This window comes from Micromonospora sp. WMMC241 (assembly GCF_027460165.1).
In the GTDB taxonomy this organism is placed as follows: domain Bacteria; phylum Actinomycetota; class Actinomycetes; order Mycobacteriales; family Micromonosporaceae; genus Micromonospora; species Micromonospora humi.
Window position 1 is genome coordinate 1022500 of record NZ_JAPZBF010000001.1, and the last position, 23682, is coordinate 1046181.

General features: G+C 73.4%; 19 protein-coding genes. 13 read left to right on the plus strand and 6 right to left on the minus strand.

All coding sequences use genetic code 11. The annotated features are described in order from the left end of the window. Positions 1-66: 66 nt before the first annotated feature. From O7598_RS04945 to O7598_RS04975, 7 genes are all read left to right on the plus strand, one after another. On the plus strand, positions 67-513 hold the full coding sequence (locus O7598_RS04945) for an FHA domain-containing protein (protein WP_269690209.1): 447 nt from the start codon (positions 67-69) through the stop codon (positions 511-513). A gap of 106 nt (positions 514-619) precedes the next feature. Beyond that, a complete protein-coding gene (locus O7598_RS04950) occupies positions 620-1684 on the plus strand; it encodes an alpha/beta hydrolase (RefSeq protein ID WP_269690210.1) in 1065 nt (354 codons plus the stop codon). Between the two features lie 121 nt (positions 1685-1805). Continuing rightward, on the plus strand, positions 1806-3596 hold the full coding sequence (locus tag O7598_RS04955; protein ID WP_269690211.1) for a 3-hydroxyacyl-CoA dehydrogenase family protein: 1791 nt from the start codon (positions 1806-1808) through the stop codon (positions 3594-3596). A gap of 41 nt (positions 3597-3637) precedes the next feature. Next, the gene (locus O7598_RS04960; RefSeq protein WP_269690212.1) at positions 3638-4132 is read left to right on the plus strand and encodes a SigE family RNA polymerase sigma factor; all 495 of its coding nucleotides are present in this window, start codon (positions 3638-3640) and stop codon (positions 4130-4132) included. Next, on the plus strand, positions 4129-5193 hold the full coding sequence (locus tag O7598_RS04965) for a hypothetical protein (protein WP_269690213.1): 1065 nt from the start codon (positions 4129-4131) through the stop codon (positions 5191-5193). Before O7598_RS04960 ends, O7598_RS04965 begins: the two co-directional genes overlap by 4 nt. Before the next feature lie 102 nt (positions 5194-5295). After that, on the plus strand, positions 5296-5622 hold the full coding sequence (locus O7598_RS04970) for a hypothetical protein (protein WP_269690214.1): 327 nt from the start codon (positions 5296-5298) through the stop codon (positions 5620-5622). Positions 5623-5688: 66 nt separating this feature from the next. Further along, a complete protein-coding gene (locus O7598_RS04975; RefSeq protein WP_269690215.1) occupies positions 5689-6498 on the plus strand; it encodes an alpha/beta hydrolase in 810 nt (269 codons plus the stop codon). 4 nt (positions 6499-6502) lie between these two features. On the opposite strand, the gene O7598_RS04980 is transcribed toward O7598_RS04975, so the two are convergent. The 5 genes from O7598_RS04980 to mce all read right to left on the minus strand — a co-directional run bounded on the left by O7598_RS04980 (position 6503) and on the right by mce (position 14092). Continuing rightward, entirely contained in the window at positions 6503-7576 is a 1074-nt protein-coding gene (locus O7598_RS04980; protein ID WP_269694750.1) for an AI-2E family transporter, read from the minus strand. Positions 7577-8198: 622 nt separating this feature from the next. Further along, the gene (locus tag O7598_RS04985; RefSeq protein WP_269690216.1) at positions 8199-10286 is read right to left on the minus strand and encodes a hypothetical protein; all 2088 of its coding nucleotides are present in this window, start codon (positions 10284-10286) and stop codon (positions 8199-8201) included. 170 nt (positions 10287-10456) lie between these two features. Continuing rightward, entirely contained in the window at positions 10457-11710 is a 1254-nt protein-coding gene (locus O7598_RS04990) for a DivIVA domain-containing protein (RefSeq protein ID WP_269690217.1), read from the minus strand. A 264-nt stretch (positions 11711-11974) separates the two neighbouring features. Further along, entirely contained in the window at positions 11975-13330 is a 1356-nt protein-coding gene (gene ccrA / locus O7598_RS04995; protein ID WP_269690218.1) for a crotonyl-CoA carboxylase/reductase, read from the minus strand. A 297-nt stretch (positions 13331-13627) separates the two neighbouring features. Beyond that, positions 13628-14092, minus strand: a complete 465-nt coding sequence (gene mce, locus O7598_RS05000; protein WP_181570004.1) for a methylmalonyl-CoA epimerase — start codon at positions 14090-14092, stop codon at positions 13628-13630. Between the two features lie 62 nt (positions 14093-14154). On the opposite strand from mce, the gene O7598_RS05005 reads away from it, so the two are divergent. From O7598_RS05005 to O7598_RS05030, 6 genes are all read left to right on the plus strand, one after another. Beyond that, positions 14155-15354: an acetyl-CoA C-acetyltransferase gene (locus O7598_RS05005; RefSeq protein ID WP_269690219.1), complete on the plus strand. Its 1200-nt coding sequence runs from the start codon at positions 14155-14157 to the stop codon at positions 15352-15354. A gap of 5 nt (positions 15355-15359) precedes the next feature. Beyond that, complete coding sequence (gene meaB, locus O7598_RS05010) at positions 15360-16343, plus strand: methylmalonyl Co-A mutase-associated GTPase MeaB (protein WP_442929914.1); 984 nt, start codon at positions 15360-15362, stop codon at positions 16341-16343. Between the two features lie 49 nt (positions 16344-16392). Further along, complete coding sequence (locus tag O7598_RS05015) at positions 16393-16806, plus strand: Asp23/Gls24 family envelope stress response protein (protein ID WP_269690221.1); 414 nt, start codon at positions 16393-16395, stop codon at positions 16804-16806. Between the two features lie 547 nt (positions 16807-17353). Next, positions 17354-19042 (plus strand): acyl-CoA mutase large subunit family protein, encoded by a 1689-nt coding sequence (locus O7598_RS05020; protein ID WP_269690222.1) that lies wholly within the window; start codon positions 17354-17356, stop codon positions 19040-19042. Between the two features lie 136 nt (positions 19043-19178). Beyond that, complete coding sequence (locus O7598_RS05025; protein WP_091069250.1) at positions 19179-20096, plus strand: tetratricopeptide repeat protein; 918 nt, start codon at positions 19179-19181, stop codon at positions 20094-20096. A gap of 65 nt (positions 20097-20161) precedes the next feature. After that, positions 20162-21376 (plus strand): arginase family protein, encoded by a 1215-nt coding sequence (locus O7598_RS05030; protein ID WP_269690223.1) that lies wholly within the window; start codon positions 20162-20164, stop codon positions 21374-21376. Positions 21377-21515: 139 nt separating this feature from the next. Here the strand turns inward: O7598_RS05030 and O7598_RS05035 are convergent, their stop codons facing one another. Then, on the minus strand, positions 21516-23477 hold the full coding sequence (locus tag O7598_RS05035) for a penicillin-binding transpeptidase domain-containing protein (RefSeq protein ID WP_269690224.1): 1962 nt from the start codon (positions 23475-23477) through the stop codon (positions 21516-21518). Between the last annotated feature and the right edge of the window lie 205 nt (positions 23478-23682).

Sequence of the window (23682 nt, forward strand, 5' to 3'; positions counted from 1 at the left end):
GGGAGCCACTACGGTGAGGTGGCAGGCTGACGCCGCGGGGCGATGTGGGGTGGAGGTCGACTGTCCATGGAGGAGCATCCTGAGCTGATGCCGTTGCTGACGGTGTCGGGCGGGGCGATGCGCGGGCTCAGTTTCCGGGTCGGGCGGGGCGTGCAGGTGATCGGCCGGGCGCCGACCGCCGACGTGGTGCTCGCCGACCCGCACCTGAGCCGCCGGCACGCCACCGTCCAGGCCACCGGTGAGGGGGTGTTGCTGACCGACCTCGGCTCCACCAACGGCACCTGGCTCAACGACACGCGGATCACCGGCAGCGTGCCGATCTCCGACGGGGACGTGGTCCGGCTCGGCCGCACCGACCTGCGCCTCTACGATCCGGGCGTGGCCCGCACCGATCCGGTCGGAATGAGCTTCGGCCGGCCGCGCCGCGACCAGCGGCCCACCCTCCCGCTGCCCGTGCCGGCGCCGCGGCAGTCGATCGAGTCGCGCGAGGCGCAGCCGGTCGACGCCGGCTGACCGGCCCGGCCGCCGCGACCCGGGCCAGGCCGGCGACAGGCGCGGGCCGCCGGGCATGGGGGCCGGCCACATGGTCAACGGCCGGGCGGTGTGCCAGCATGCGCGGATGCGGAGCGCGCGGCAGACGGTTCAGGCCAACGGCATCACCCAGGCGGTCCGGGTGGCCGGCCCACCGGACGGCGTGCCGGTGCTGCTGGTGCACGGCAACGTCTCGTCCTCGGCGTTCTGGGAACCGTTGCTGCCCCGGCTGCCGGAGACGCTCCGGGTGGTCGCCCCCGACCTGCGCGGATACGGCGAGACCGACACCGCCCCGGTCGACGCCACCCGAGGGCTCGGTGACTTCGCCGACGACGTGGCCGCCCTGCTCGACGTCCCCGGGCTGTTCGCGCCCGGCGCCCGGCCGGTGGTGGCCGGGCACTCGCTCGGCGGCGGGGTGGCGATGCGCCTGCTGGTCGACCACCCGGAGCGGGTGGCCGGGCTGCTGCTGGCGGCGCCGGTCTCGCCGTACGGCTTCGGCGGCACCCGCGACGTCGACGGCACCGCCACCACGCCCGACTTCGCCGGCACCGGGGCGGGCGGCGCGAACCCCGACTTCGTGGCCCGCCTCGCCGCCGGTGACCGGGGCGCCGACGGCCCCACCAGCCCGCGCAACGTGCTGCGCGCCGCCTACGTGGCCGACCCGGCGTCGCTCGGCGAGCACGAGGACCTGCTGCTGGAGAGCATGTTGACCACCGTCACCGGGGACGACAACTACCCCGGCACCGCGGTCGGCTCGGCCAACTGGCCGGGCACCGCCGCCGGCCGGCGCGGCGTGCTCAACGCGCTGGCCCCGGCCCACTTCCGGCTCGCCGACGAGCTGGTCGCCGTGCCGGTCAAGCCGCCGGTGACCTGGGTACGCGGCGACGCCGACGTGATCGTCTCGGACACCTCGCTGTTCGACCTGGCGTACCTCGGTCAGCTCGGGATCGTGCCCGGGTGGCCCGGCGCCGACGAGTGCCCGCCGCAGCCGATGGTCGCCCAGACCCGCGCGGTGCTGGACCGGTACGCGGCGGCCGGCGGCACCTACCGGGAGGTGGCGCTGCCGGGCTGCGGGCACAGCCCACACCTGGAGCGCCCGGCCGAGTTCGTCGCCGAACTGCTGGCGCTCGCCGGGGTGGTCGCGCCCGCCTGAGACAGGCCCGTGAAATATCCCACGGCGTCTCGACAACACAGCGTCACGTGGCAGACTCCGGCGCATAACCTTAGCGGCCGTTCAAGTCGGCAACGGCGGAGTCAACCGAGGGAGGCCGGTCGTGGCGCGCGAGTTCACCAGGGTGGGTGTGGTGGGTCTGGGCACCATGGGTGCCGGCATCGTCGAGGTGTTCGCCCGCAACGGCGTCGACGTGACCGCCGTGGAGATCTCCGACGCCGCGCTGGAGCGCGGCCGGGTCACGCTGACCGGCTCCACCGACCGCGCCGTGGCCAAGGGCAAGCTCGCCGAGGCCGACCGGGACGCGCTGATGGCGCGGGTCGACTTCCGGGTCGGGCTGGGTGCCCTGCACGACGTCGACCTGGTGATCGAGGCGGTGCCCGAGCACCTGGACCTGAAGCAGCGGATCTTCGCCGAGCTGGACCGGGTCTGCAAGCCCGACGCCATCCTGGCCACCAACACGTCGTCGCTGAGCGTCACCGAGATCTCCGTCGCGACCACCCGGCCGAACCAGGTCATCGGCATCCACTTCTTCAACCCGGCCCCGGTGATGAAGCTGGTCGAGGTGGTGCGCACGGTGGTCACCTCGGCCGAGGTGGTGGCCGACGTGGAGGCGCTCTGCGAGCGGCTCGGCAAGGTCGACGTGACCATCAGCGACCGGGCCGGGTTCATCGCCAACGCGCTGCTGTTCGGCTACCTGAACCACGCCGTCGGCATGTTCGAGGCCCGCTACGCCACCCGCGAGGACATCGACGCCGCCATGAAGCTCGGCTGCGGCCTGCCGATGGGTCCGCTGGCGCTGATGGACCTGATCGGGCTGGACACCGCGTACGAGATCCTCGACACCATGTACCGGCGCGGTGGCCGGGACCGCCGGCACGCCCCGGCCCCGCTGCTCAAGCAGATGGTCACCGCCGGGTTGCTCGGCCGGAAGTCCGGGCGCGGCTTCTACACCTACGAGCGGCCGGGCTCGCCGAAGGTCGTACCCGACGAGCACACGCCGGTCGCCGCGGAGGCCGCGGTCGCCGACGGCGCCCGGGCCGTGGCCAAGGTGGGCGTCGTGGGGTCGGGCACCATGGCCACCGGCATCATCGAGGTCTTCGCCAAGGCCGGCTACGAGGTCGTCTCGGTCACCCGGGGCGCGGAGAAGTCCGCCAAGGTCTGCGAGGCGGTCAAGACCTCGCTCAACAAGGGCGTGGTCCGGGGCAAGCTCGCCGAGACCGACCGGGACGCCGCGATGGGCCGGATCACCTGGTCCGCCACGCTGGAGCACCTCGCCGACGTCGACCTGGTGGTCGAGGCCGTGGTCGAGGAGCTGAGCGTCAAGAAGGCGCTGTTCGCCAGCCTGGACGAGATCTGCAAGCCGGGTGTCGTGCTCGCCACCACCACCTCCTCGCTGCCGGTGATCGACGTCGCGATGGCCACCCAGCGGCCGGCCGACGTGGTGGGCCTGCACTTCTTCAACCCGGCGCCGATCATGCCGCTGGTGGAGGTGGTCCGGACCATCCGCACCTCCGCCGAGACGTCGGCCACCGCCCGCGCGATCTGCGCCGCGGTGGGCAAGACCGGTGTGGTCTGCGGCGACCGGTCCGGCTTCATCGTCAACGCGCTGCTCTTCCCGTACCTGAACGACGCGGTGAAGATGCTGGAGGCCAGCTACTCCACCGCCGACGACATCGACTACGCGATGAAGCTCGGCTGCGGTTACCCGATGGGCCCGTTCGAGCTGCTCGACGTGGTCGGCCTGGACGTCTCGCTGGCCATCCAGCGGGAGCTGTACCTGGAGCTGCGCGAGCCCGGATTCGCCCCGGCGCCGCTGCTGGAGCACCTGGTCACCGCCGGCTACCTGGGGCGCAAGAGCGGCCGCGGGTTCCGCGACCACACCAGCCGCTGAGCCGGGTCAACAAGCCGCGCCGGTGACGGCGTCATGAGGGTGTGACCTTCGAGGAGTACGTCGGCAGCCGGGGCCCGGCCCTGTTACGCCTGGCCCGGCTGCTGACCGGCGACGCGCACCGCGCCGAGGACCTGACCCAGGACGTGCTGGCCCGCGCGTACGTGCACTGGCGGCGGATCGCCCGCGCGGACCGGCCCGACGTGTACGTGCGGCGGATGCTCGTCAACGCCAACAACTCCTGGTGGCGGCGGCGCTCCAGCCGCGAGCTGGCGGTGGACACGTTCGCCGAGCGGCCCCAGCGGGGCGACCTGGACGGCGAGGCGGCCGACCGGGACGAGATGTGGCGGATGATCCGCGCCCTGCCCGACCGCCAGCGCGCCGTGCTCGTGCTGCGCTACTACGAGGACCTGGACGACCACACGATCGCCCAGATCCTCGACTGCTCCCCGGTCACCGTCCGCACCCATGCGATGCGGGCGCTCACCCACCTCCGGGAGCGCTGCGGCGTCCCGACGACCAAGGGGAGCCGGCCGTGACCGACCTCGACCAGCGGATCGCCTCGGTGCTGCGGGAGCGCGCCGAAGGGGAGATCGACGCCCGCCGCCTGCTGCGCGGCTCCCGCGCGCTCGGCCGGCGCCGGCAGGTCCGCCGCCGGGTCACCGCCGGGACCGCGCTCGCCCTGGTCGGCGTGCTCGGCTTCGTCGGCGTGGTCAAGGCGGACGTGGGCGGGCTGGCCGGGCGGCTGCCGTGGACCGCCACGACGCCGGCGGTGGCGCCGCCCCCGGTGCCGCCGCTCGCCGACGGGGTCCCCGGCGCGGCGGTCGCACCGGCCCGGGTCGGCACCGACCCCGGCGTGCTGCACTTCGCGATCGACCCGGGCCGGGCCCGTTACCTGGGCTGGGGGGCGCACGCGGGGACGATCGAATCGGTCCGGTTCAGCGTCGGTTCCGGCACGCCGGTCCTGGTCGAGGTGACGGCCACAGCCGGACACCTGGACGACTACCCGATCGAAGGGCTGCCGGTCGACGTGGTGCGGGACCGGTTGCCGTTCGACGGCACGGTCCAGCGGGCGCGCGGCAACAGCGGGCTGTTGATGAGCTGGCAGCCGGTGCGGGGCCTGTACGCCCGCGCCAGCACCACCGATCTCGACCAGGCCGCGCTGCGCCGCGCGGTGGAGGTGCTCCGCTTCGACACCGCCCGCCGCTGCGCCGGCCCGGTGCGGCTGACGGACCTGCCCGCCGGAGCGCGGGTCGTCGGTTGCGACGTGGACGTCTCCTCGTTCCCGGGCCTGGTGACCGCGAACCTGACCGTCAACCGCGACCGGACGCACTACATGTGGCTGCGCTACCGCTACGCGAGCCACGTCGCCGGCAGCCGCACCGAGGGCAACCGGACGATCGCCGGACGCCCCGCGTATCTCAGCCCGGACGGCACGACCCTGGAACTGCTCGGCCAGCCGAAGGTGGACCTGGTCGCGCAGCTGCGATGGGCGGCGGACGGGACCGGGCCGCCCGGATTCACCGAGGCGGAGGCGGGGACGCTGCTGGGGGGCGCGAAACTGGCGACGGACCCGACCGACTCGAAGACCTGGCCCTGAGCCACCGCGCGCTGGATCTTGGTACGGGACCGCCGCCCCCCCGGAAGGGCGTCCCCGTACCAAGATCTGCTCGGCCGGGTCGAGGTCGTACGCTTGGTTGCTGTGAGTCCCCGTCGCAATCGGCCCCGCCGGGAGGAAGACCCCGGCCTGGACGCCGAACGAGCCCGGCACGGCGTGCCGACCGTGCAGCAGTGGCGCGACGGCGACTGGCAGGTACGCGGGATCAGCGGCGGCGCGTCCGCCAAGACGTACCGTTGTCCCGGCTGTGACCAGGAGATCCGGCCCGGCGTGCCGCACCTGGTGGCCTGGCCGGCCGACGACCGGGGCGACCTCACCGACCGCCGGCACTGGCACAGCGGTTGCTGGCGCGCCCGGGAACGGCGCGCCCCCAACCTCCAGCGCGGCCGGGGCGCCCCGCGCCACGGCTGAGCGATCTGGATCACCCGGTTCCCGCCCCGGCGGGCGGCGCGGCCGGCGACGCGGGAGACTGGCACGGTGAGCACTGCGATCCGCGCGTCGTCGATCCTGCCCGGCCGCCGGGAAGACATCGAGCTGCACACCGCCGACGGGCTGACGCTCGTCGGCGAGCTGGCCCGACCACTGGACCGCGAACCGGTCGGCACGCTGATCTGCCTGCACCCGCTGCCCACCCACGGCGGGATGATGGACAGCCACGTGTTCCGCAAGGCGGCCTGGCGGCTGCCCGCCCTGGCCGACCTGGCCGTGCTCCGGTTCAACACCCGGGGCACCAGCAGCGTCCGGGGCACCAGCGAGGGGGCGTTCGACAACGCCGACGGCGAGCGGTTCGACGTGGCCGCCGCGATCGAGTACGCCGAGTTCCACGAGCTGCCGAACATCTGGCTGGTGGGCTGGTCGTTCGGCACCGACCTGGCGCTGAAGCACGGCTGCGACCCGGCGGTCACGGGCGCGATCCTGCTCTCCCCGCCGCTGCGCTTCTCCGCCCCGGAGGACCTGGCGGTCTGGGCCGAGTCCGGCCGGCCGCTGACCGCACTGGTGCCCGAGTTCGACGACTACCTGCGCCCCGACGAGGCGCGGCAGCGGTTCGCCGCCGTGCCGCAGGCCGAGGTGGTCGGCGTGCCCGGCGCCAAGCACCTCTGGGTCGGCGACGCGGAGACGGTGCTCGACGAGATCGTCCGGCGGGTCGCCCCGGCCGTGCCGCTGCCGCTGCCGACCACGTGGGACGGCCCGATGGAGACCGGTGACGTCAGCTCGTACGCCGACCGCACGGTCGCCGCGTTCGCCGACACGCCGGTCCCCGGCCCGGCCCAGCGCAGCGCCGAGTAGCACCTCAGCGCGCGTCCTGGCGGGGCAGCACCACCTCACGCAGGATCAACTGCAACGCGGCCACCGTCGGGATGGCGATCAGCGCGCCCACAACGCCCAGCAGCGACACCCCGAGCAGCGCGGCGAGCAGCGCGGCCACCTCGTTGACCGACACCGCCCGGCGCATGATCTTCGGGTAGATCAAGTAGTTCTCCACCTGCTGGTAGACCACGAAGAACACCAGGCAGGCGATGCCCACCGGCAGGTCGGTGGCGAGGCCGACAAGCGTCACCACCACCGCGCCCAGGGTCGCGCCGATCTGCGGGATCAGGTCGGTCACCGCCACCACCACGGCCAGCGCGAACGGGTAGGGCAGGCCGACCACCATCGCGAACACGAACGTGCTCGCCCCGGCCAGCACCGCGATGGCCAGCGCGCCGACCATGTACGCGCCGACCCGGGTCAGGATCTCGTCGCCGATCAGCCGTACCCGCTCCCGGCGCGAGCGCGGGACCAGCGCGTACCCGAGGCTGCGCAGCTTGTCGAAGTAGGCCAGGAAGTAGATCGTCAGCACCAGCACGGTCAGTACCCGGAAGATCGTGCCGAAGATCAGTTGCGCTCCGCCGAGCACGCCGCCGAGCGCCCGGCTGATGGTGTCGGCGTTCGCGGCCGACCGGACCCGCTCCATCACGTCGTAGCGGACCACGAGGTCGTTGACGGTGGGATTGCGGCGCAGATCCTCGACGTAGCCGGGTAGCTGCTGGACGAACTGCCCGGACTGGGTCACCACCGGGGGCACCAGCGCGAGCAGGCCGCCCACGATCAGCAGCACCACGGTCAGCGTCACCACCGCCACGGCCAACCCGTGCGGCAGGCCCCAGCGGCGCAGCCGGACCACCGCCGGGTGCAGGCCGACCGCCAGGAAGAGCGCGATCACCACCAGGACCAGGATGCCGGCCGCGTTCCGGACGCCCAGAAAGACGGCGTACGCCAGCAGCACGCCGAGCGCGCCGGTGAACCCGACCAGGAAGCTGTTGCGACGCAGCGGCCGCCCCGGCACGCCGAAGCGCCCGGACGGTTCGAACTCGCCAGGCTCGATCTCGGTGACGGCGGCGCCTGTGCTTCCGGCCCGGGGTGTCGGGCCGGTGCCGGTGCTTGCGGTCGGGGTGGTCGGGCCGGGTCCGGTGCGGGTGGTGCCGGTGCGTGTGGTCGGGCCGGGTCCGGTGCTGGCGTGGCGGGCTGCGCCGGAAGCCGGAGGTCGGGCGGGCGTGGTGTCCTCCGGGGCGGTCTCGTCCGGCGGTGTCGGCGCGCGATCCGGGTCGCTCGGCTCCGGCCCCGGCTCCTCGCGCAACGCCTCGAACGGGTCGTCGTCCTCCGGCGCGGCGGACCCCTCCTGCGACACCGTGCCTCCCACCAGCTCCCCGTCGCCCCGACCGGCATGTCGAGCGCTCCTGCGCCGCCCGCGCGTCGTCGGCGCCGCGGCCCCCGCCCCGCAGGGTAGTGGTCGCCGCGCGTACCGACCATCCCTCGGCCCGCCCTCTCCCAGCCCGGTCGATCATGAAGTTGACGGTGCGGAAAGCGCTCTCCGAGGCGGTCAACTTCATGATCACCCACGGGGCGTGCGCCGGCGGGGTGGGGTCGGGTCAGTGATCAAGGAGTTTGTGTTCGGGAGATCGACTCGGGCGCGAACTTCTTGATCGATCCGAGGGCGGGGGCGGGGGTCAGTCCTTGTCGACGGTGACGGCGCTGGGCTTGGCGCTGCGCTCGTCGGTGGTGGGCTTGGTCGGGCGCTTGCCGTTCTCGCCGGTGCTGGTGATCTTCGTGGGTGTGGCGCCCCGGCCGCCCTCGCCCGGTACGGCGGCCACGGTGGGCTCGCCGTCGACGCCCGCCCCGACGGCCGAGTCCATCGTCGTCACCGGCTCGGCGATCGGCTTCGCCTGCCCGGCCTCGGCCGGCTCGCCGGTCGACCGGTTCCCGCCCTTCTCCGGCCCGGCGCCGTTGGCCGGCACCGCGGCCGTGCCCTTCGCCGCACCGGCGCCGGCCAGGGCGCCACTGTCGGCCGGACCACCGCCCACGGGAACGCCGTCACCCGTCGAGCGGCTGCCGCTGCCCACGGGAACGCCGTCGCCCGTCGACCGGCCGCCGTTGGCGGCGGTGGCGAGGTCACCGGGGTCGACCGGGGTGGCGGCGATGCCGGCCGAGTCGGCGTCCCGGCGCAGCGCGGTGAGCCGACTCTCCAGGTCGTCGGACTCCTGCCGGGACTTCCACGTCTCGGTGCGCAGGTCGGCCAGCTCCTGCTGCGCCTTGGCGATCTCCAGCATCACCCCGGCGAGCTGCTGCCGGCCGGCGGCCACCTCCTGCTGGGTCGCGGCGAGGTGCTGCTGGGTGGTGGCCAGGTGCTGCTGGGTGGTGGCCGCGTACTCCTCGAACTGGCGACGTGAGGCCGCGACGTGCTCGTCGGCCTTGCGGCGCTGCTCGGTGGCGCTCGCCTCGGCCCGGCGCAGCAGCTCGGCGGCCTCCAGCTCGGCCTGCTGCCGCATGGTGAGCGCGTCGGACTCGGCGGCCTGCCGGATGCTCGCGGCGTTCCGCTCGATCTCGTCGCGCCGGGTGGAGTATGCCTGCTCCAGCTCCTCGTGCCGGGTGGTGTGCTGCTTGTCCAGCTCGTCGCGGCGCTTGGCGAACTCCTGCTCGGCGGCGGCGCGGCGCTGGGCCAACTCCTTCTCCGCCTTCTCCCGCTGCCCGGCCACCTCCTTCTCGACCCCGGCCCGCCAGGCGCCCAGCTCCTGCTGGGTCTGCGCACGGGACTGCTGCACGTACGCCTCGGTCTCGGTGCGTATCCGCTGCACGTACGCCTCGACCTCGGCGCGGTTGCGCTTGCCGGCCTCGACGGCCTCGGTGGTGAGCCGGTTGGCCTCGGTGCGGGCCCGGCCGCGGGTGGCCTTGGCGGCCTCCTCCGCGTCGTCCACGATCTTCTTGGCCTCGGCCAGCGCCTTGGCGTGGGTGGCCCGGCCGGCCTCGGCGGCGGCGTCGGTGAGCCGCTTGGCCTCCTGCTGACCCTTGGCGTGCACCTCCTTGGCCGCCTCGCGCAGCTGGTTGGCCTCCTGCTGGGCCTTGGCCAGCGCCTCCTTGGCCGACTCGCGCAGCCGCGCGGCCTCCTGCTGGGCCCGGGAGTGGATCTCCTTGGCGGTGTCCCGCAGCTGGGTGGCCTCCTGCTGGGCCTTGGCCAACGCGTCCTGGGCGGTCCGGCGCAGCTTCTCGGCCTCGTCCTGGGCGGCCGTCCGCAGTTTGGTGGACTCGTCCTTGGCGGCCTTCAGCGTGGCCTCCGCCTCGGCCTTGCGGGCGGCGGTGTGCCGCTCCTCCTCGGCGCGGCGGGCGGCGAGCGCGATCTCGAAGTCCTTGAGCGCCTGCGCGGCCTGCTCCCGGGCCTCCTCGACGATGTGCTCGGCGGCGGCCCGGCGGGCCTCGATCTCCTCGTTGGCGGCGGCGAGGATGTCGTCGGCCTGTTCCTCGGCCATGGTGAGGATCTGCTCGACCCGGGGACCGAGATGCCGGAACGAGGCGCGGTCGACCACACCCACCTGCTTGCGCACCTGGGCGAGGTCGCGTTGCAACACCTCGACCTGGCCGGCCAGCTTGTGGATCTGGGTGTACGCCTGCTCCCGCTCGGTGGTCAGCGCCGCGATCTCGTGCTCGGCGCGGGCGACGTAGCGGTCGACCTGACGTTTCTCATATCCCCGCAGCGCGGACTCGAAGCTGGGTTCCGTGGTCACGTCCCCGCCGAGCGCGAACAGTTCCTCGCCGTGCGACATGCCCCCATCCTCACACGCATCCGGCTCTGTGGGGGCGATACGGACGCCCCTTCTGGGACCTACTTCACCCTCGTGGCGAAACGGTCCGGAGAAAGCATGACGGCGCGGAGTGGCACCGGTGACCCGGTGTCACTCCGCGCCGCGGCTCATGCCCCGTCAGCGGGTGGTGCTCAGCCGGCCGACTCGGCCGTGACCTTCTGCCCGGCGGCGTCGGCCTTCGGCGCCTCGGGCTTGTTGCCGCCCGCCGGCACGCCCGGCACGATGCCGGCCAGGCCGGAGAGCATCTGCCCGAGCTGCGAGGTGACCGCGTCCTTCTGGCGGGTGAGGTCCTCGACCTCGCGGCGGGCCGCCTGCGTGGTCAGCTCGGCCTCGGTGCGGGCCTCGTTGAGCACCCGCTGCGACTCGGCCCGGGCCTCGTTCAGCGTCTTGTCGGCCAGCGCCTTGGCCTTGTCGACGGTGTCGTTGGCGGTGCGCTCGGACTCGACCCGGCGAGCCTCGGCCCGCTGCTCGATCTCCTTCGCCCGCTCCTGGGCGGCGCGCGCCCGCTGCTCGGCCTCGTTGACCATCTTCTGGGTCTGGCTGACCTGGGCGGCGTGCCGCGCCGACTCCTCGCGCTCGGCCTTCTCACGCCGCTCGGCGAGCTGCAGCTCCAGCGCCTGCAGGTCCTTGTCGCGCTTGTCGCGCGCGTCGGTGAGGAGCTTGGTGGCCTCGGCCCGCTTCTCCTCGGCCTCCCGGGCGGCCTTGGCCCGCTGCTGGGTGATCTCCCGCTCGGCGGTGGCGCGCAGGGTGGCGACCTCCCGCTCGACGGTCGACTTCAGCTCGGCCACCTCGTGCGCGGTGACCGTACGCAGCTGCTTGGTCTCCCGGTCGGCGTCGGCGCGCAGGGTGTCCGCCTCCCGGCGGGCCTGCACGCGCACCTCGGCGGCCTCACGCTCGGCGGCGGTGCGGACGCTGCCGGCCTCACGCTCGGCGGTGGCCTTCATGGCGGCCGCCTCGGCGCGCGCCTTGTCGGTGATCTCCCGGGCCTCGAGGCGGGCGGCGGAGAGGATGCCCTCCGACTCGCGCTTGGCCTCGTTGCGGTGGTCGTTGGCCTGCTCCTCGGCCAGCCGGAGGATCTGCTCGACGCGGGTGCCCAGGCCGGAGAGGGTCGGCCGGCTGTTCTCCTCGAGCTGCTTGTTGGTCTCGGTGAGCTTCTGCTCGAGCGCGCCCTGGCGCTGCTCGGCCTGCCGGAGGCGGCGCTGGGCGTCGTTCATCCGCTGCTCGGCCTCGGCGCGGGCCTGCTCGGACTGGCTCAGTGCGGCGCTCAACCGGCCGATGAAGTCGTCGACCTGGTTGGTGTTGTATCCGCGCAGGCCAACAGTGAAATCGGGCTGTGAGTTCGCGTTATCGAAGAACGCAAGAGGGGAGGACTGCTGCTGGGGCATTGGGACATACTCGCAGACGCCCCAGGGTGGTTCGCAAGAGTGGTCGGCAGCTTTCGCGTCCTCTTTACATGGTCAACTCGCACGACCGGCGAGGCCGGACCAACCGGCGATCTTGGCAGGTCCCGGGCACGGCGGGCGGCGCGGCGACGATGCCGGGAAAGGGCCGCGGGTCGGTGCCCGCGGCCCTTTGTCCGCACGACTGTCTTCACGCCAGTCGAATGGCGTCACGGTCGGCCGGAAAGGCAATCCGGCGTCGCCGTACGGTCAGTGCCCGCGGAACCGGTTGATCGCGCTTTCGTGCCGGGACCGCAGCTCGGTGTCCCGGACGCCGAGCCCGTCGTTCGGCGCGAGGCAGCGCACCCCGACCTTGCCCTGGTGCGCGTTGCGGTGCACCTCGTACGCGGCCTGGCCGGTCTGCTCCAGCGGATAGGTCTTCGACACGGTCGGGTGCACCTTGCCGAGCGCGACCAGCCGGTTGGCCTGCCACGCCTCGTGGTAGTTGGCGAAGTGGCTGCCGACGATGCGCTTGAGGTGCATCCACAGGTAGCGGTTGTCGTACTGGTGCAGGAAGCCGCTGGTGGAGGCGCAGGTGACGATCGTGCCGCCCTTCTTGGCGACGTAGACGCTGGCGCCGAACGTCTCCCGGCCCGGGTGCTCGAACACGATGTCCGGGTCCTCGCCGCCGGTCAGCTCGCGGATCCGCTCGCCGAAGCGGCGCCACTCGTCCTGGTCCTGCGTCTGCTCGTCGGACCAGAACCGGAAACCCTCGGCGGTGCGGTCGATCACCAGCTCGGCGCCCATCTTCCGGCACAGCTCGGCCTTCTCCGGCGAGGAGACCACGCAGACCGGGATCGCGCCCCCGTTGAGCGCCATCTGGGTGGCGTAGCCGCCCAGGCCGCCGGACGCGCCCCAGATCAGCACCACGTCGCCCTGCTTCATGTTGGCGCCGTGGTGCGAGACGAGCTGCCGGTAGGCGGTGGAGTTGACCAGCCCGGGGCTCGCCGCCTCCTCCCAGCTCAGGTGGCGCGGCTTCGGCATCAGCTGGTTGGCCTTGACCACGCATAGCTCGGCCAGGCCGCCGAAGTTGGTCTCGAACCCCCAGATCCGCTGCTGCGGGTCGAGCATGGTGTCGTCGTGGCCGGCGGCGTCCTCCAGCTCGACCGACAGGCAGTGCGCGACCACCTCGTCGCCGGCCTTCCAGCGGGTCACGCCGGGCCCGGTCCGCAGCACCACGCCGGCCGCGTCCGAGCCGACCACGTGGTACGGCAGGTCGTGCCGGCGGGTCAGCTCGGAGAGCCGGCCGTAGCGCTGGAGGAACTTGAACGTGGGCAGCGGCTCGAAGATGCTCGTCCACACCGTGTTGTAGTTGATCGCGCTGGCCATCACCGCGACCAGGGCCTCGCCCGGAGCCAGCTCGGGGGTGGGCACCTCCTGGACGTGCAGCGCCTTGCGCGGGTCCTTGTCCCGGGTGGCCATGCCGTCGAACATCCGGGTGTCCTCGGCGCGGACCACCACGCCGCGGTAGCTCTCCGGTACGGGCAGGCCGGCCAGGCCGGCGAGTTCCCGCTCCGGCTGCGCCGAGCCCTCCGCCGCCATGATCGCTTCAAGGATGTCCTGCACGGTGACCTCCCGTTCGTCAGCACCCGCACCGGGGGCAGGGGTGCTGCCATCGTCGGCGCCGGCGTGACGGGACCACCATGTCGGCAATCGACACATCCGGCACCGGTCGCGCTCCTGTGGGGCCGGACGTTACTGAACGGTAGCTAGGGCGGGAAGCCCTCTGTGAAAAACTGCATCGGCCGATGCGTGGAGATGCCCATGGGAACGTGAAACCGCGCATGGCCGCGCGTCTTCCCACGTGTTAGGAAGGGCCCCCTGTTAACAGACGTCTGTTAACAGGGGGCCCCTGCTTACACCTCAGGCGGGCTGGACCAACTCGATCAGGACGCCTCCGGCGTCCTTCGGGTGTACGAAGTTGACCCGGGAGTCGGACGTCCCGCGCCGCGGGGCCTCATAGAGCAGCCGGACACCGCGCTCGCGCAGCGCCGCGCAGGCCACGTCGATGTCCGCCACCGTGTAGGCGACCTGCTGGATACCGGGACCGCGCTTGTCCAGGAACTTGCCGATCGTCGTGTCCGGCGAGAGCGGGGCCAGCAACTGCACCATGCCGCCGGAGGCGTCCGGCCCGACCGCCAGCATGGCCTCGCGTACGCCCTGCTCGTCGTTCGTCTCGGTGTGCACGCAGCGCATGCCGAAGGTGCGCTGGTAGAAGTCGATCGCGGCGTCCAGGTCCGCGACGGCGATCCCGACGTGGTCGATGCGGCGCAGACCGATGTCTGTGACAAACTCGGCAGCGGGCTCGACGGAGGAGTTCTCAGCCATGGCGCTAGTCTGACCGAACAATCGTTAAGGCGTACAGGTCGGCACCCCCCTCGGAGGCAGGCATGGCTTCGGTGATCGTCAGCGGCGCGCGGACCCCGATGGGTCGCCTGCTGGGCAACCTCAAGGACCTCCCGGCGACCAGGCTCGGCGGCATCGCGATCAAGGCGGCGCTGGAGCGCGCCGGCGTGGCACCCGACCAGGTGCAGTACGTGATCATGGGGCAGGTGCTCCAGGCCGGCGCCGGCCAGATCCCGGCCCGGCAGGCCGCCGTCGAGGCCGGCATCCCGATGTCCACCCCGGCGCTGACCATCAACAAGGTCTGCCTCTCCGGCCTGGACGCGATCGCGCTGGCCGACCAGCTCATCCGCGCCGGCGAGTTCGACATCGTGGTGGCCGGTGGCATGGAGTCGATGACCAACGCCCCGCACCTGCTGCTCGGGCAGCGCTCCGGCTACAAGTACGGCGACGTGACGGTCAAGGACCACATGGCGCTCGACGGCCTCACCGACGCCTGGGACTGCTGCTCCATGGGTGAGTCCACCGAGCGGCACGGCGCGAAGCACGGCATCAGCCGCGCCGAGCAGGACGCGTTCGCCGCCGCCAGCCACCAGCGCGCCGCCGCCGCCCAGAAGAACGGCCACTTCGCCGAGGAGATCACCCCGGTGATCATCCCGCAGCGCAAGGGCGACCCGCTGGTGGTCAGCGAGGACGAGGGCATCCGGCCGGACACCACCGCCGAGTCGCTGGGCCGGCTGCGCCCCGCCTTCGCCAAGGACGGCACCATCACCGCGGGCAGCGCCTCGCCGATCTCCGACGGCGCCGCCGCGGTGGTCGTGATGAGCAAGGCCAAGGCGACCGAGCTGGGGCTCACCTGGCTGGCCGAGATCGGCGCGCACGGCAACGTGGCCGGGCCGGACAACTCCCTGCACTCGCAGCCGTCCAACGCCATCAACCACGCTCTGAAGAAGGGCGGCCTGGGCATCGACGACCTCGACCTCATCGAGATCAACGAGGCGTTCGCCGCGGTCGGCATCCAGTCCAGCCGCGACCTCGGTATCAGCGCGGACAAGGTCAACGTCAACGGCGGCGCGATCGCGCTCGGCCACCCGATCGGCATGTCCGGCGCCCGGCTGGTGCTCACGCTCGCGCTGGAGCTGAAGCGCCGCGGCGGTGGCACCGGCGCGGCCGCGCTCTGCGGCGGCGGCGGCCAGGGCGACGCGCTGATCATCCACGTGCCGACGGGCGGCGAGTCCCACGCGTGAGTGACGTGACCATCCCGGCCGCCGGCCCGGTGCGCCGCAGCCGGGACGTACCCCTGCTGGTCGAGCGGGCCCGCGCGGGTGACCCCCGCGCGGTGGCCCGGCTGATCACCCTGGTCGAGTCCGGCGACGAGGTGCTGCCGCAGGTCGCGGCCGCGCTGGCGCCCTACGCCGGGCACGCCCAGGTGGTCGGCCTGACCGGTTCGCCGGGCGTGGGCAAGTCGACCACCACGAACGAGCTGGTACGCGCGCTGCGGGCGCGCGGTCACCGGGTCGGCGTGCTGGCCATCGACCCGTCCAGCCCGTTCACCGGCGGGGCGATCCTCGGCGACCGGGTCCGGATGCAGGACCACGCCACCGACCCCGGGGTCTACATCCGTTCCATGTCCAGCCGGGGCCACCTCGGCGGGCTCTCCGCCGCCACGCCCCAGGCGGTGCGTGTGCTGGAGGGCGCCGGCTGCGACGTGGTGCTGGTCGAGACCGTCGGCGTCGGGCAGGCCGAGGTGGAGGTGGCCTCGCTGGCCGACACCACGCTGGTGCTGCTCGCCCCGGGCATGGGCGACGCGATCCAGGCGGTCAAGGCCGGCATCCTGGAGATCGCCGATGTCTTCGTGGTCAACAAGGCCGACCGGGACGGCGTCGACGCCACCGTGCGCGACATCCAGGGCATGATCGCGCTCGGCGAGCGCGGCCCGGGGGAGTGGCGCCCGCAGGTGGTGCGTGCGATCGCCGCCCGGGCCGAGGGCATCGACGACATCGCCGCCGCGATCGACAAGCACCGCGACTGGCTGGAGCGGCACGACGAGCTGCGCCGCCGCCGGGAGGCGCGGGCCGCCGCCGAGATCGAGGCCATCGCGCTCGGCGCCCTCCGCGCCAAGATCGGTTCACTGCGCGACGGTACGCAACTCCCGACGCTCGCCGCCAAGGTGGCCGAGGGCACCCTCGATCCGTACGCCGCGGCGGACGAGTTGCTGACCCAGCTCGGCACCTGAACCGCTACGCTCCCGTGGTCTGGTTGGGCGAGGGGGATGGGGAGCAGGCGTGGAGCACGAGGCTACGCAGGAGCTGTCGATGACGCCGGACGCCACGGCGGGCGGGACGACGCACGTCGCCGACGAGGTGGTGGAGAAGATCGCGGTGGCCGCCGCGAAGTCCGTGCCCGGCGTGGCCGAGCTGGGCGGCGACGTGGCCCGGTTCTTCAACGCCGTGTTCGACCGGGTCGGTCTGGACCAGCTCGGTGACGCCCGGCGCGGCTGCTCCGCGCACGTCACCGACGGCGCGGCCGTGGTCAACCTGGTCATCGTGATCGACGGTGGTCACCCGGTGCCGCAGGTCACCGACGGCGTGCGGGCCGCTGTCACGTCCGCGGTCGAGGCGTACGGGCTGCGCGTCGACGAGATCAACATCCGGGTGGACGACGTCGCGATCGGTGCCCCGGGCGCATCAGTGCGCTGACCCGCAAATGGGTTCACGCCGCCTGCAAACTTGATGGCAAATGTGGGTCGCCCGGCCCAGCCCGACGATGATCAACACCATTACGCCGAAGTGGCGGTATCGCGCCGGTCTTGATACCGCCACTTCGGCGTAATGCCGGGCGGGTGCTCGTCGGAAGCCACCACGTCGGCGAACTGGCGTCGCCGGTGGCGTTCCGATCGCGTCACTCGGGTACGTGCCGCACGGATGCCAGTCGGATCGGCCCGTCTACGCCCGTCGACCGGCGGGCTCGCGTTCCACCCACCCGGCCTGAGCGCCACGAGTGGAACGGCATGGACGTCAAACGCCCGGTCCGTCGCCGCCGTCGGTACCGCCGACCCCGGCGAGACCACCGTGTCGGCCGAGGACGCGCAGGGCGTACGCCGTCGGGTCTTCCGCGACCTGCGGATGGTCGGCGGCCGGCGCTGCCCGCTCCCCGGTTACCGGCCGGTACGCCCGTCCTTAGCGATCGTTCAGGTGCGCGTTCTACACTCGGTGTTCTGACGAGGACTCGAGGAGGAGCCCGCGCATGGACGCTGACGAGATCGCCGCTGGCCGCGCCCGCTGGCAGGCCCGCTACGACGCCGCCCGCAAGCGCGACGCGGACTTCACCACGCTCTCCGGGCTGCCGGTCGACCCGGTGTACGGCCCGCCGGAGGGGACCGCGTACCCGGGCTTCGAGCGCATCGGCTGGCCGGGCGAGTTCCCGTACACCAGGGGTCTGCACCCGACCGGCTACCGCGGACGGGCCTGGACCATCCGGCAGTTCGCCGGCTTCGGCAACGCCCGGCAGACCAACGAGCGCTACAAGATGATCCTCGGCGCCGGTGGCGGCGGGCTCTCCGTCGCCTTCGACATGCCGACGCTGATGGGACGCGACTCGGACGACCCGCAGTCGCTCGGCGAGGTCGGCCACTGCGGCGTGGCGGTCGACTCGGCCGCCGACATGGAGGTGCTCTTCGACGGCATCGACCTGGCCGGCGTCACCACCTCGATGACCATCTCCGGCCCGGCCGTGCCGGTCTTCTGCATGTACCTGGTGGCCGCCGAGCGGCAGGGCGCCGACCTGTCCACGCTGGACGGCACGCTGCAGACGGACATCTTCAAGGAGTACATCGCGCAGAAGGAGTGGCTCTTCGACCCCGAGCCGCACCTGCGCCTGATCGGCGACCTGATGGAATACTGCGCCGCCGAGATCCCGCGCTACAAGCCGCTCTCGGTCTCCGGCTACCACATCCGGGAGGCCGGCTCGACCGCCGCGCAGGAGCTGGCGTACACGCTGGCCGACGGCTTCGGCTACGTCGAGCTGGGCCTGTCGCGCGGGCTGGACGTCAACGTCTTCGCCCCCGGGCTGAGCTTCTTCTTCGACTCCCACCTCGACTTCTTCGAGGAGATCGCCAAGTTCCGCGCCGCGCGCCGGATCTGGGCCCGCTGGCTGCGCGACGTCTACGGCGCCACCAGCGAGAAGGCGCAGTGGCTGCGGTTCCACACGCAGACCGCCGGGGTGTCGCTGACCGCCCAGCAGCCGGTCAACAACGTGGTACGCACCGCGGTGGAGGCCCTCGCCGCGGTGCTCGGCGGCACCAACTCGCTGCACACCAACGCGCTGGACGAGACGCTCGCGCTGCCCACCGACGAGTCCGCCGAGATCGCCCTGCGTACCCAGCAGGTGCTGATGGAGGAGACCGGGGTGACGAACGTGGCCGACCCGCTCGGCGGCGCCTGGTACGTCGAGGCGCTCACCGACCGGATCGAGGCCGAGGCGGAGGAGATCTTCGCGCGGATCAGGCAGCTCGGCGGCGAGGGTCCGCACCAGATCGGCCCGATGACGTCGGGCATCCTGCGCGGCATCGAGGACGGCTGGTTCACCGGGCACATCGCCGAGTCGGCGTTCGTCTACCAGCAGGCGCTGGAGAAGGGCGACAAGAAGATCGTCGGCGTGAACTGCCACACCGGCACGGTCGCCAAGGAGCTGGAGATCCTGCGCATCTCGCACGAGGTGGAGCTGGAGCAGCGCCGGGTGCTGGCCGAGCGCAAGTCGGCCCGCGACGACGCCGCGGTCACCGCCGCCGTACGCCGGATGGTGGAGGTCAGCCGCACCGGGGAGAACATGATCCCGGCGATGCTGGACGCGGTCCGCGCCGAGGCCACCCTGGGCGAGATCTGCGACGCGCTGCGCGGCGAGTGGGGCGTCTACCGGGAGCCCGCCCGCTTCTAGCGGCGTCAGGAGGAGTCCCCGCTCCACGCGTGTGGAGCGAGGGCTCCTCCTTGCACGTCTGAGCAGGGGTGAGAGTCGCAACGTCGCCGTTGCGGCTGAGCAGAGTTCGGTGCGGCACGTGCGAGACTAGACAACCATGAGCGACCCACGGATCACCTCGTCGATCTTCACCCGCGGCGCGGTCGACCTCAGCGCGCTGCGCACCCCCGCACCGGCCGACACCCCTCCCGCCACACCGTCCCAGGGCGCGCCGCCCGCCGGGCTGCCGGGCAGCCCCGCCGGCTCGGCCGCCGTGATCGACGTGACCGAGGCGAACATCCAGTCCGAGGTGCTCGAACGCTCGCTCAGCACACCGGTCGTGGTCTTCTTCGGCGCCGCCGGCTACCCGGAGAGCGACCAGTTCGCCCCGGTGCTGGAGAAGCTGGCCGCCGAGGGCGCCGGAGCGTGGCTCCTGGCCCGGGTCGACGTGCAGCAGCAGCCCCGGCTCGCGCAGATGTTCCAGCTCCAGGCGCTGCCCACCACCTACGCCATCGTCGGTGGCCGCCCGGTCGACGCCTTCCCGGGCCCGCTGCCGGAGTCGGAGTTGCGCAAGTGGCTCCAGGCCGTGCTCAAGGCCGCCGGGGTCAGCGTGGCCGAGCCGGAGGACCCGAGGCTCGACGCGGCCGACGACGCGCTGATGAGCGGCGACCTCGACGCCGCCGAGGCGGAATACCGGAAGATCCTGGCCGAGTCCCCGGCCGACGCGGCGGCGGAGGCCGGCCTGGCGCAGGTCGGGTTGGCCCGCCGGGTGGCCGGCGCGGACCCGCAGGGCGCGCTCGACGCCGCGGCGGCCGCCCCCGACGACGTGGACGCCCAGCTGCTGGCCGCGGACATCGAGGTGCTCAGCGGCCTGGCCGAGCAGGCCTACCAGCGTCTGGTCGCCACCGTCCGCCGGACCGCCGGCGAGGAGCGGGACCGGGTACGCCAGCACCTGATCGCCCTGTTCACCATCGCCGGCCCGGACGACCCCGCCGTGGCCTCCGCCCGACGCGCACTGGCCAGCGCGTTGTTCTGAACCCGACGCACACCCGTGCGGGCCGGCGCACCGCCGGCCCGCACGACCACCGAGGACGGGAGCTCATGATGCGCCGGATCGCCGTCCTCGACGCGCCGACGAACCTCGGGCTGCGCCCGCCCACGGCCAGCTCCGTCCCCGGCTGCGGCAAGGCGCCCGGTGCGCTGCGCGACCACGGGCTGCTGGCCCGGCTGCGCGCCCGCGACGCCGGCTGCCTCACCTCGCCCCGGTACGACCCCGGTGACTGGCGCCCGGGCGACGGCGTCTGCCACGCGCCGGAGATCTCCGCGTACTCGGTGGCGCTGGCCGACCGGATCGGCGCCATCATCGACCGTGGCGAGTTCCCGCTGGTGCTCGGCGGGGACTGCTCGGTGCTGCTCGGCTCGGCGCTGGCCATGCACCGGCTCGGCGAGGCGGTCGGCGGGCGGATCGGGCTGGTCTTCGTCGACGGCCACTCCGACTTCCGGCACCCCGGCAACGCCTCGTACGTCGGGGCGGCGGCGGGGGAGGACCTGGCGCTGGTCACCGGGCGGGGCCAGCCCGACCTGGCCGCGATCGAGGGGCGCCGGCCCTACTTCCGGGACGTCGACGTGGTGGTGCTCGGCATCCGCGCGCAGGACGAGTACCGGCTCGACCTGCAGGCCGCCGGCATCACGACCCGGCCGGTGCCGGCGCTGCGCGCGGAGGGCGCCGCCCGGACCGCCCAGTGGGCGCACGAGCAACTCGTGGACTGCGCCGGCTACTGGGTGCACATCGACGTGGACGTGCTCGACCCGGCGGTGATGCCGGCCGTCGACGCGCCCGACCCCGGCGGCATCGCCTTCGCCGAGCTGGAGATCCTGCTCGCCGGGCTGGTCGACACCCCGCACTGCCTCGGCGTCGAGCTGACCGTCTTCGACCCGGACTACGACCCGGACGGCGCGTACGCGGCGGAGATCGTGAACACCGTGGTGGCCGGGCTCGCCCCGGTCGCCGCCCCGGGTGCGATGCCGCCCCGGCTGCTGCCGGCCGGGCCGGTCGCGCCGGCGCCCCGCGCGGGCACCAGCCACCCGGCCGAACGTGTCGCGGCGGGCGTGCCCGCGCCCGCCGTCGCGACCGATCCGATCGGCCCGCCGGCCGCTGCGGACGGCGGCATCGAGCGCGACCCGGAGCCGGAGGTGCCCGGTGGCGGGGAAGCACTGTCGGCGGTCGGCCCCGGCCTGCTCCGCCGGGTCGCGGTCCCCGACGCGGACGCGGCCCCGGTCGGGGAGGCGTCTGCCGTCGGCGACGGCACCGACTGACCGGGCGGCGGAGCCGGGCGGACGGCGCGCCCCGCGCCTCCGCCGCCGACCGGTCGGTGGGACGCCGACGGGGCTCGCGGGCCAACCGGTCGGTGGGACGCCGACGGCTCGCGGGCCGACCCGGTCGGACGCCTCCGGGTCAGCGGGGCAGACCGCGCAGGAAGCGCTCGGCGATCGGCACCGCGCTGGTGGTGCTGGAGCCGCCCTGCTCGACGAAGACGGCGAAGGCCACGTCGCCCTGCCAGCCCACGAACCAGGCGTGGGTGTGCGCCGGGTTGTTGTCGTATTCGGCGGTGCCGGTCTTGCCGTGCACCGGACCGCCGGGCACGTCCGCCAGCGCGGCGCCGGTGCCGCCGGTGACCACGCCGCGCATCAGGGTCCTCAGCGCCGCCACGGACTCCGGCTTGAGCTCCGGCCCGGCCGGGGCGGGCTTGGCCGGCGCCGGGTCGAGCAGCAGCTTGGGCTGCTCGAAACGGCCCCGGGCCACCGCCGCGGTGGCGCCGGCCATCGCCAGTGGGCTGACCACCGTGGTGCCCTGGCCGATCGCGGCGGCCGCCTGCTCGGTGGCCCCTCCGTTCGCGGACACCTTGCCGGTGAACGCGTCCACCCCGAGGTCCCAACCGGCCTCCAGACCGAGCGTACGGCCGGCCCGGGCGAGACCGTCCGCGCCGAGCTTCGGGGCCAGCGCGGTGAAGGCGGTGTTGCAGGACTTGGCGAAGTCGGTGGCGAACGGCACCGCGCCCAGCTCGAAGTTGTCCGAGTTCTTGAAGATCCGGCCGTCGACCTCGGCGGTCTTCGGGCAGGCCACCGTGGTCTGCGGCGTCACCGCGCCCTGGTCGAGCAGGCCGAGCGCGCTGACCATCTTGAACGTCGAACCCGGCGGCACCTGGGCGGTGAAGGCGAGGTTCTCGCCGGCCGCGCCGGGGCCGTTCGCGGCCGCCAGCACCGCGCCGTCGCCGACCCGCACGGCGACCAGCGCCGAGCGTCGCTTCTCGCTCCGCAGCGCGGTGTCGGCGGCGTTCTGGGTGGCCACGTCCAGAGTGGTCTTCACCGGCTGCCCGGGCTTCGGGTCGCTGCGGAACACCTCGGTGCCGGTGGGTTCGGTGGCGCCCTCGGCGACGGGCCGCTCGGTGATCACGGTGACGCCGGGGGTGCCGCGCAGCCGTTCGTCGTAGCGGCCCTGGAGGCCGCCGTGGCCGACTAGGTCGCCCCGGACGTAGCGGTCGGGGTGGGCCTTGAGGTCGTCGGCCTGGGCCGGGTCGACCGAGCCGAGCAGCGCCCGGGCGAACTCCCGGGTCGGTGCGAGCATGAGCTTGTCGGTGGGGAACCGGGTGCCGGGCAGGTCGTAGATGCGGGGCTTGATCTGCCGGTAGGCCTCGTCGCGCAGGGTCACCACCTCGACGAGCGCGCCCCGGTCCGCCTCCTTGAGGCGCTTGGGCAGGTCGCTGAGGTCGACCGGCGGGGTGAGCGGGGGCCGGATCGCCTTGAACGCGGCGTCGAGCCGACGGACCAGGCCCGGCGCGTCGGTGACCTCGCCCGGCGCGATCTGCACCCGGACCACCGGGCGGGGCGAGACGATCGGGTTGCCGGCGGCGTCCAGCACCCCGGCGCGCTCCGCCACCTCCCGGCGCAGGGCGAGATGGTCGTCGGCCTCCAGCTTCTCGTGCACCAGGCTCGGCTCCCAGATCACCTGCCACTCGTCACCGCCGCCGCGGAGGCGGACCGGGTTCTCGTACGCCCAGCGGGTGCCGCCCGGCAGCGGCCAGCTCACCCGGACGCGGGCGGTCGCGATGTCCCCGGCGACCTTGATCTCGCCGGTGCGCTCCAGCTCCGGCGGGTTGGCGGCCAGCTCGCCGGAGAGCGCCCGAAGCCGTTTCGTCACCTCGGTGGCCGGCACCCGCCCGCCGGTCGGCTCGACGAAGCCGACCGCCTGCAGGTCACCCGAGCGCCAACCGCTCAGGAAGGCGTCGACGGTGCGCTCCGGCCCGTCCTCGCCCGAGCACCCGACCAGCACGCCGGCGGCCATCAGCGTGGCGGCCAGCGCCGCGGTCAGCCGGCGGCGGGATTGGCGGCGGGGGCGAACGGGGTACGACACGGGCATGAAGGGGTCCCTCCGGTGCGTAGCTGACCTGCACGCTAATACGGCACGTGGCTCCCCACCGCCCCGCCACCGTGTGGGCGACGTGAGAAGTGGCGTGTGACAGTGTGATGAACATCGCCAGCCGGGGTACTCCGCGACCGGCCGACCACGCACCCGCAACAGGTGAAAGGGCACAGTCCCGATCCGGACGTCCGGCCAGTGGTCC

Coding starts and splice junctions, on each gene's coding strand:
- O7598_RS05035 (WP_269690224.1), bottom strand. CDS start 23,477: ATGCCCGTGTCGTACCCCGTTCGCCCCCGCCGCCAATCCCGCCGCCGG.
- O7598_RS05030 (WP_269690223.1), top strand. CDS start 20,162: ATGATGCGCCGGATCGCCGTCCTCGACGCGCCGACGAACCTCGGGCTG.
- O7598_RS04945 (WP_269690209.1), top strand. CDS start 67: ATGGAGGAGCATCCTGAGCTGATGCCGTTGCTGACGGTGTCGGGCGGG.
- O7598_RS05020 (WP_269690222.1), top strand. CDS start 17,354: ATGGACGCTGACGAGATCGCCGCTGGCCGCGCCCGCTGGCAGGCCCGC.
- O7598_RS04950 (WP_269690210.1), top strand. CDS start 620: ATGCGGAGCGCGCGGCAGACGGTTCAGGCCAACGGCATCACCCAGGCG.
- O7598_RS05025 (WP_091069250.1), top strand. CDS start 19,179: ATGAGCGACCCACGGATCACCTCGTCGATCTTCACCCGCGGCGCGGTC.
- O7598_RS04985 (WP_269690216.1), bottom strand. CDS start 10,286: ATGTCGCACGGCGAGGAACTGTTCGCGCTCGGCGGGGACGTGACCACG.
- mce (WP_181570004.1), bottom strand. CDS start 14,092: ATGGCTGAGAACTCCTCCGTCGAGCCCGCTGCCGAGTTTGTCACAGAC.
- O7598_RS04990 (WP_269690217.1), bottom strand. CDS start 11,710: ATGCCCCAGCAGCAGTCCTCCCCTCTTGCGTTCTTCGATAACGCGAAC.
- O7598_RS05005 (WP_269690219.1), top strand. CDS start 14,155: ATGGCTTCGGTGATCGTCAGCGGCGCGCGGACCCCGATGGGTCGCCTG.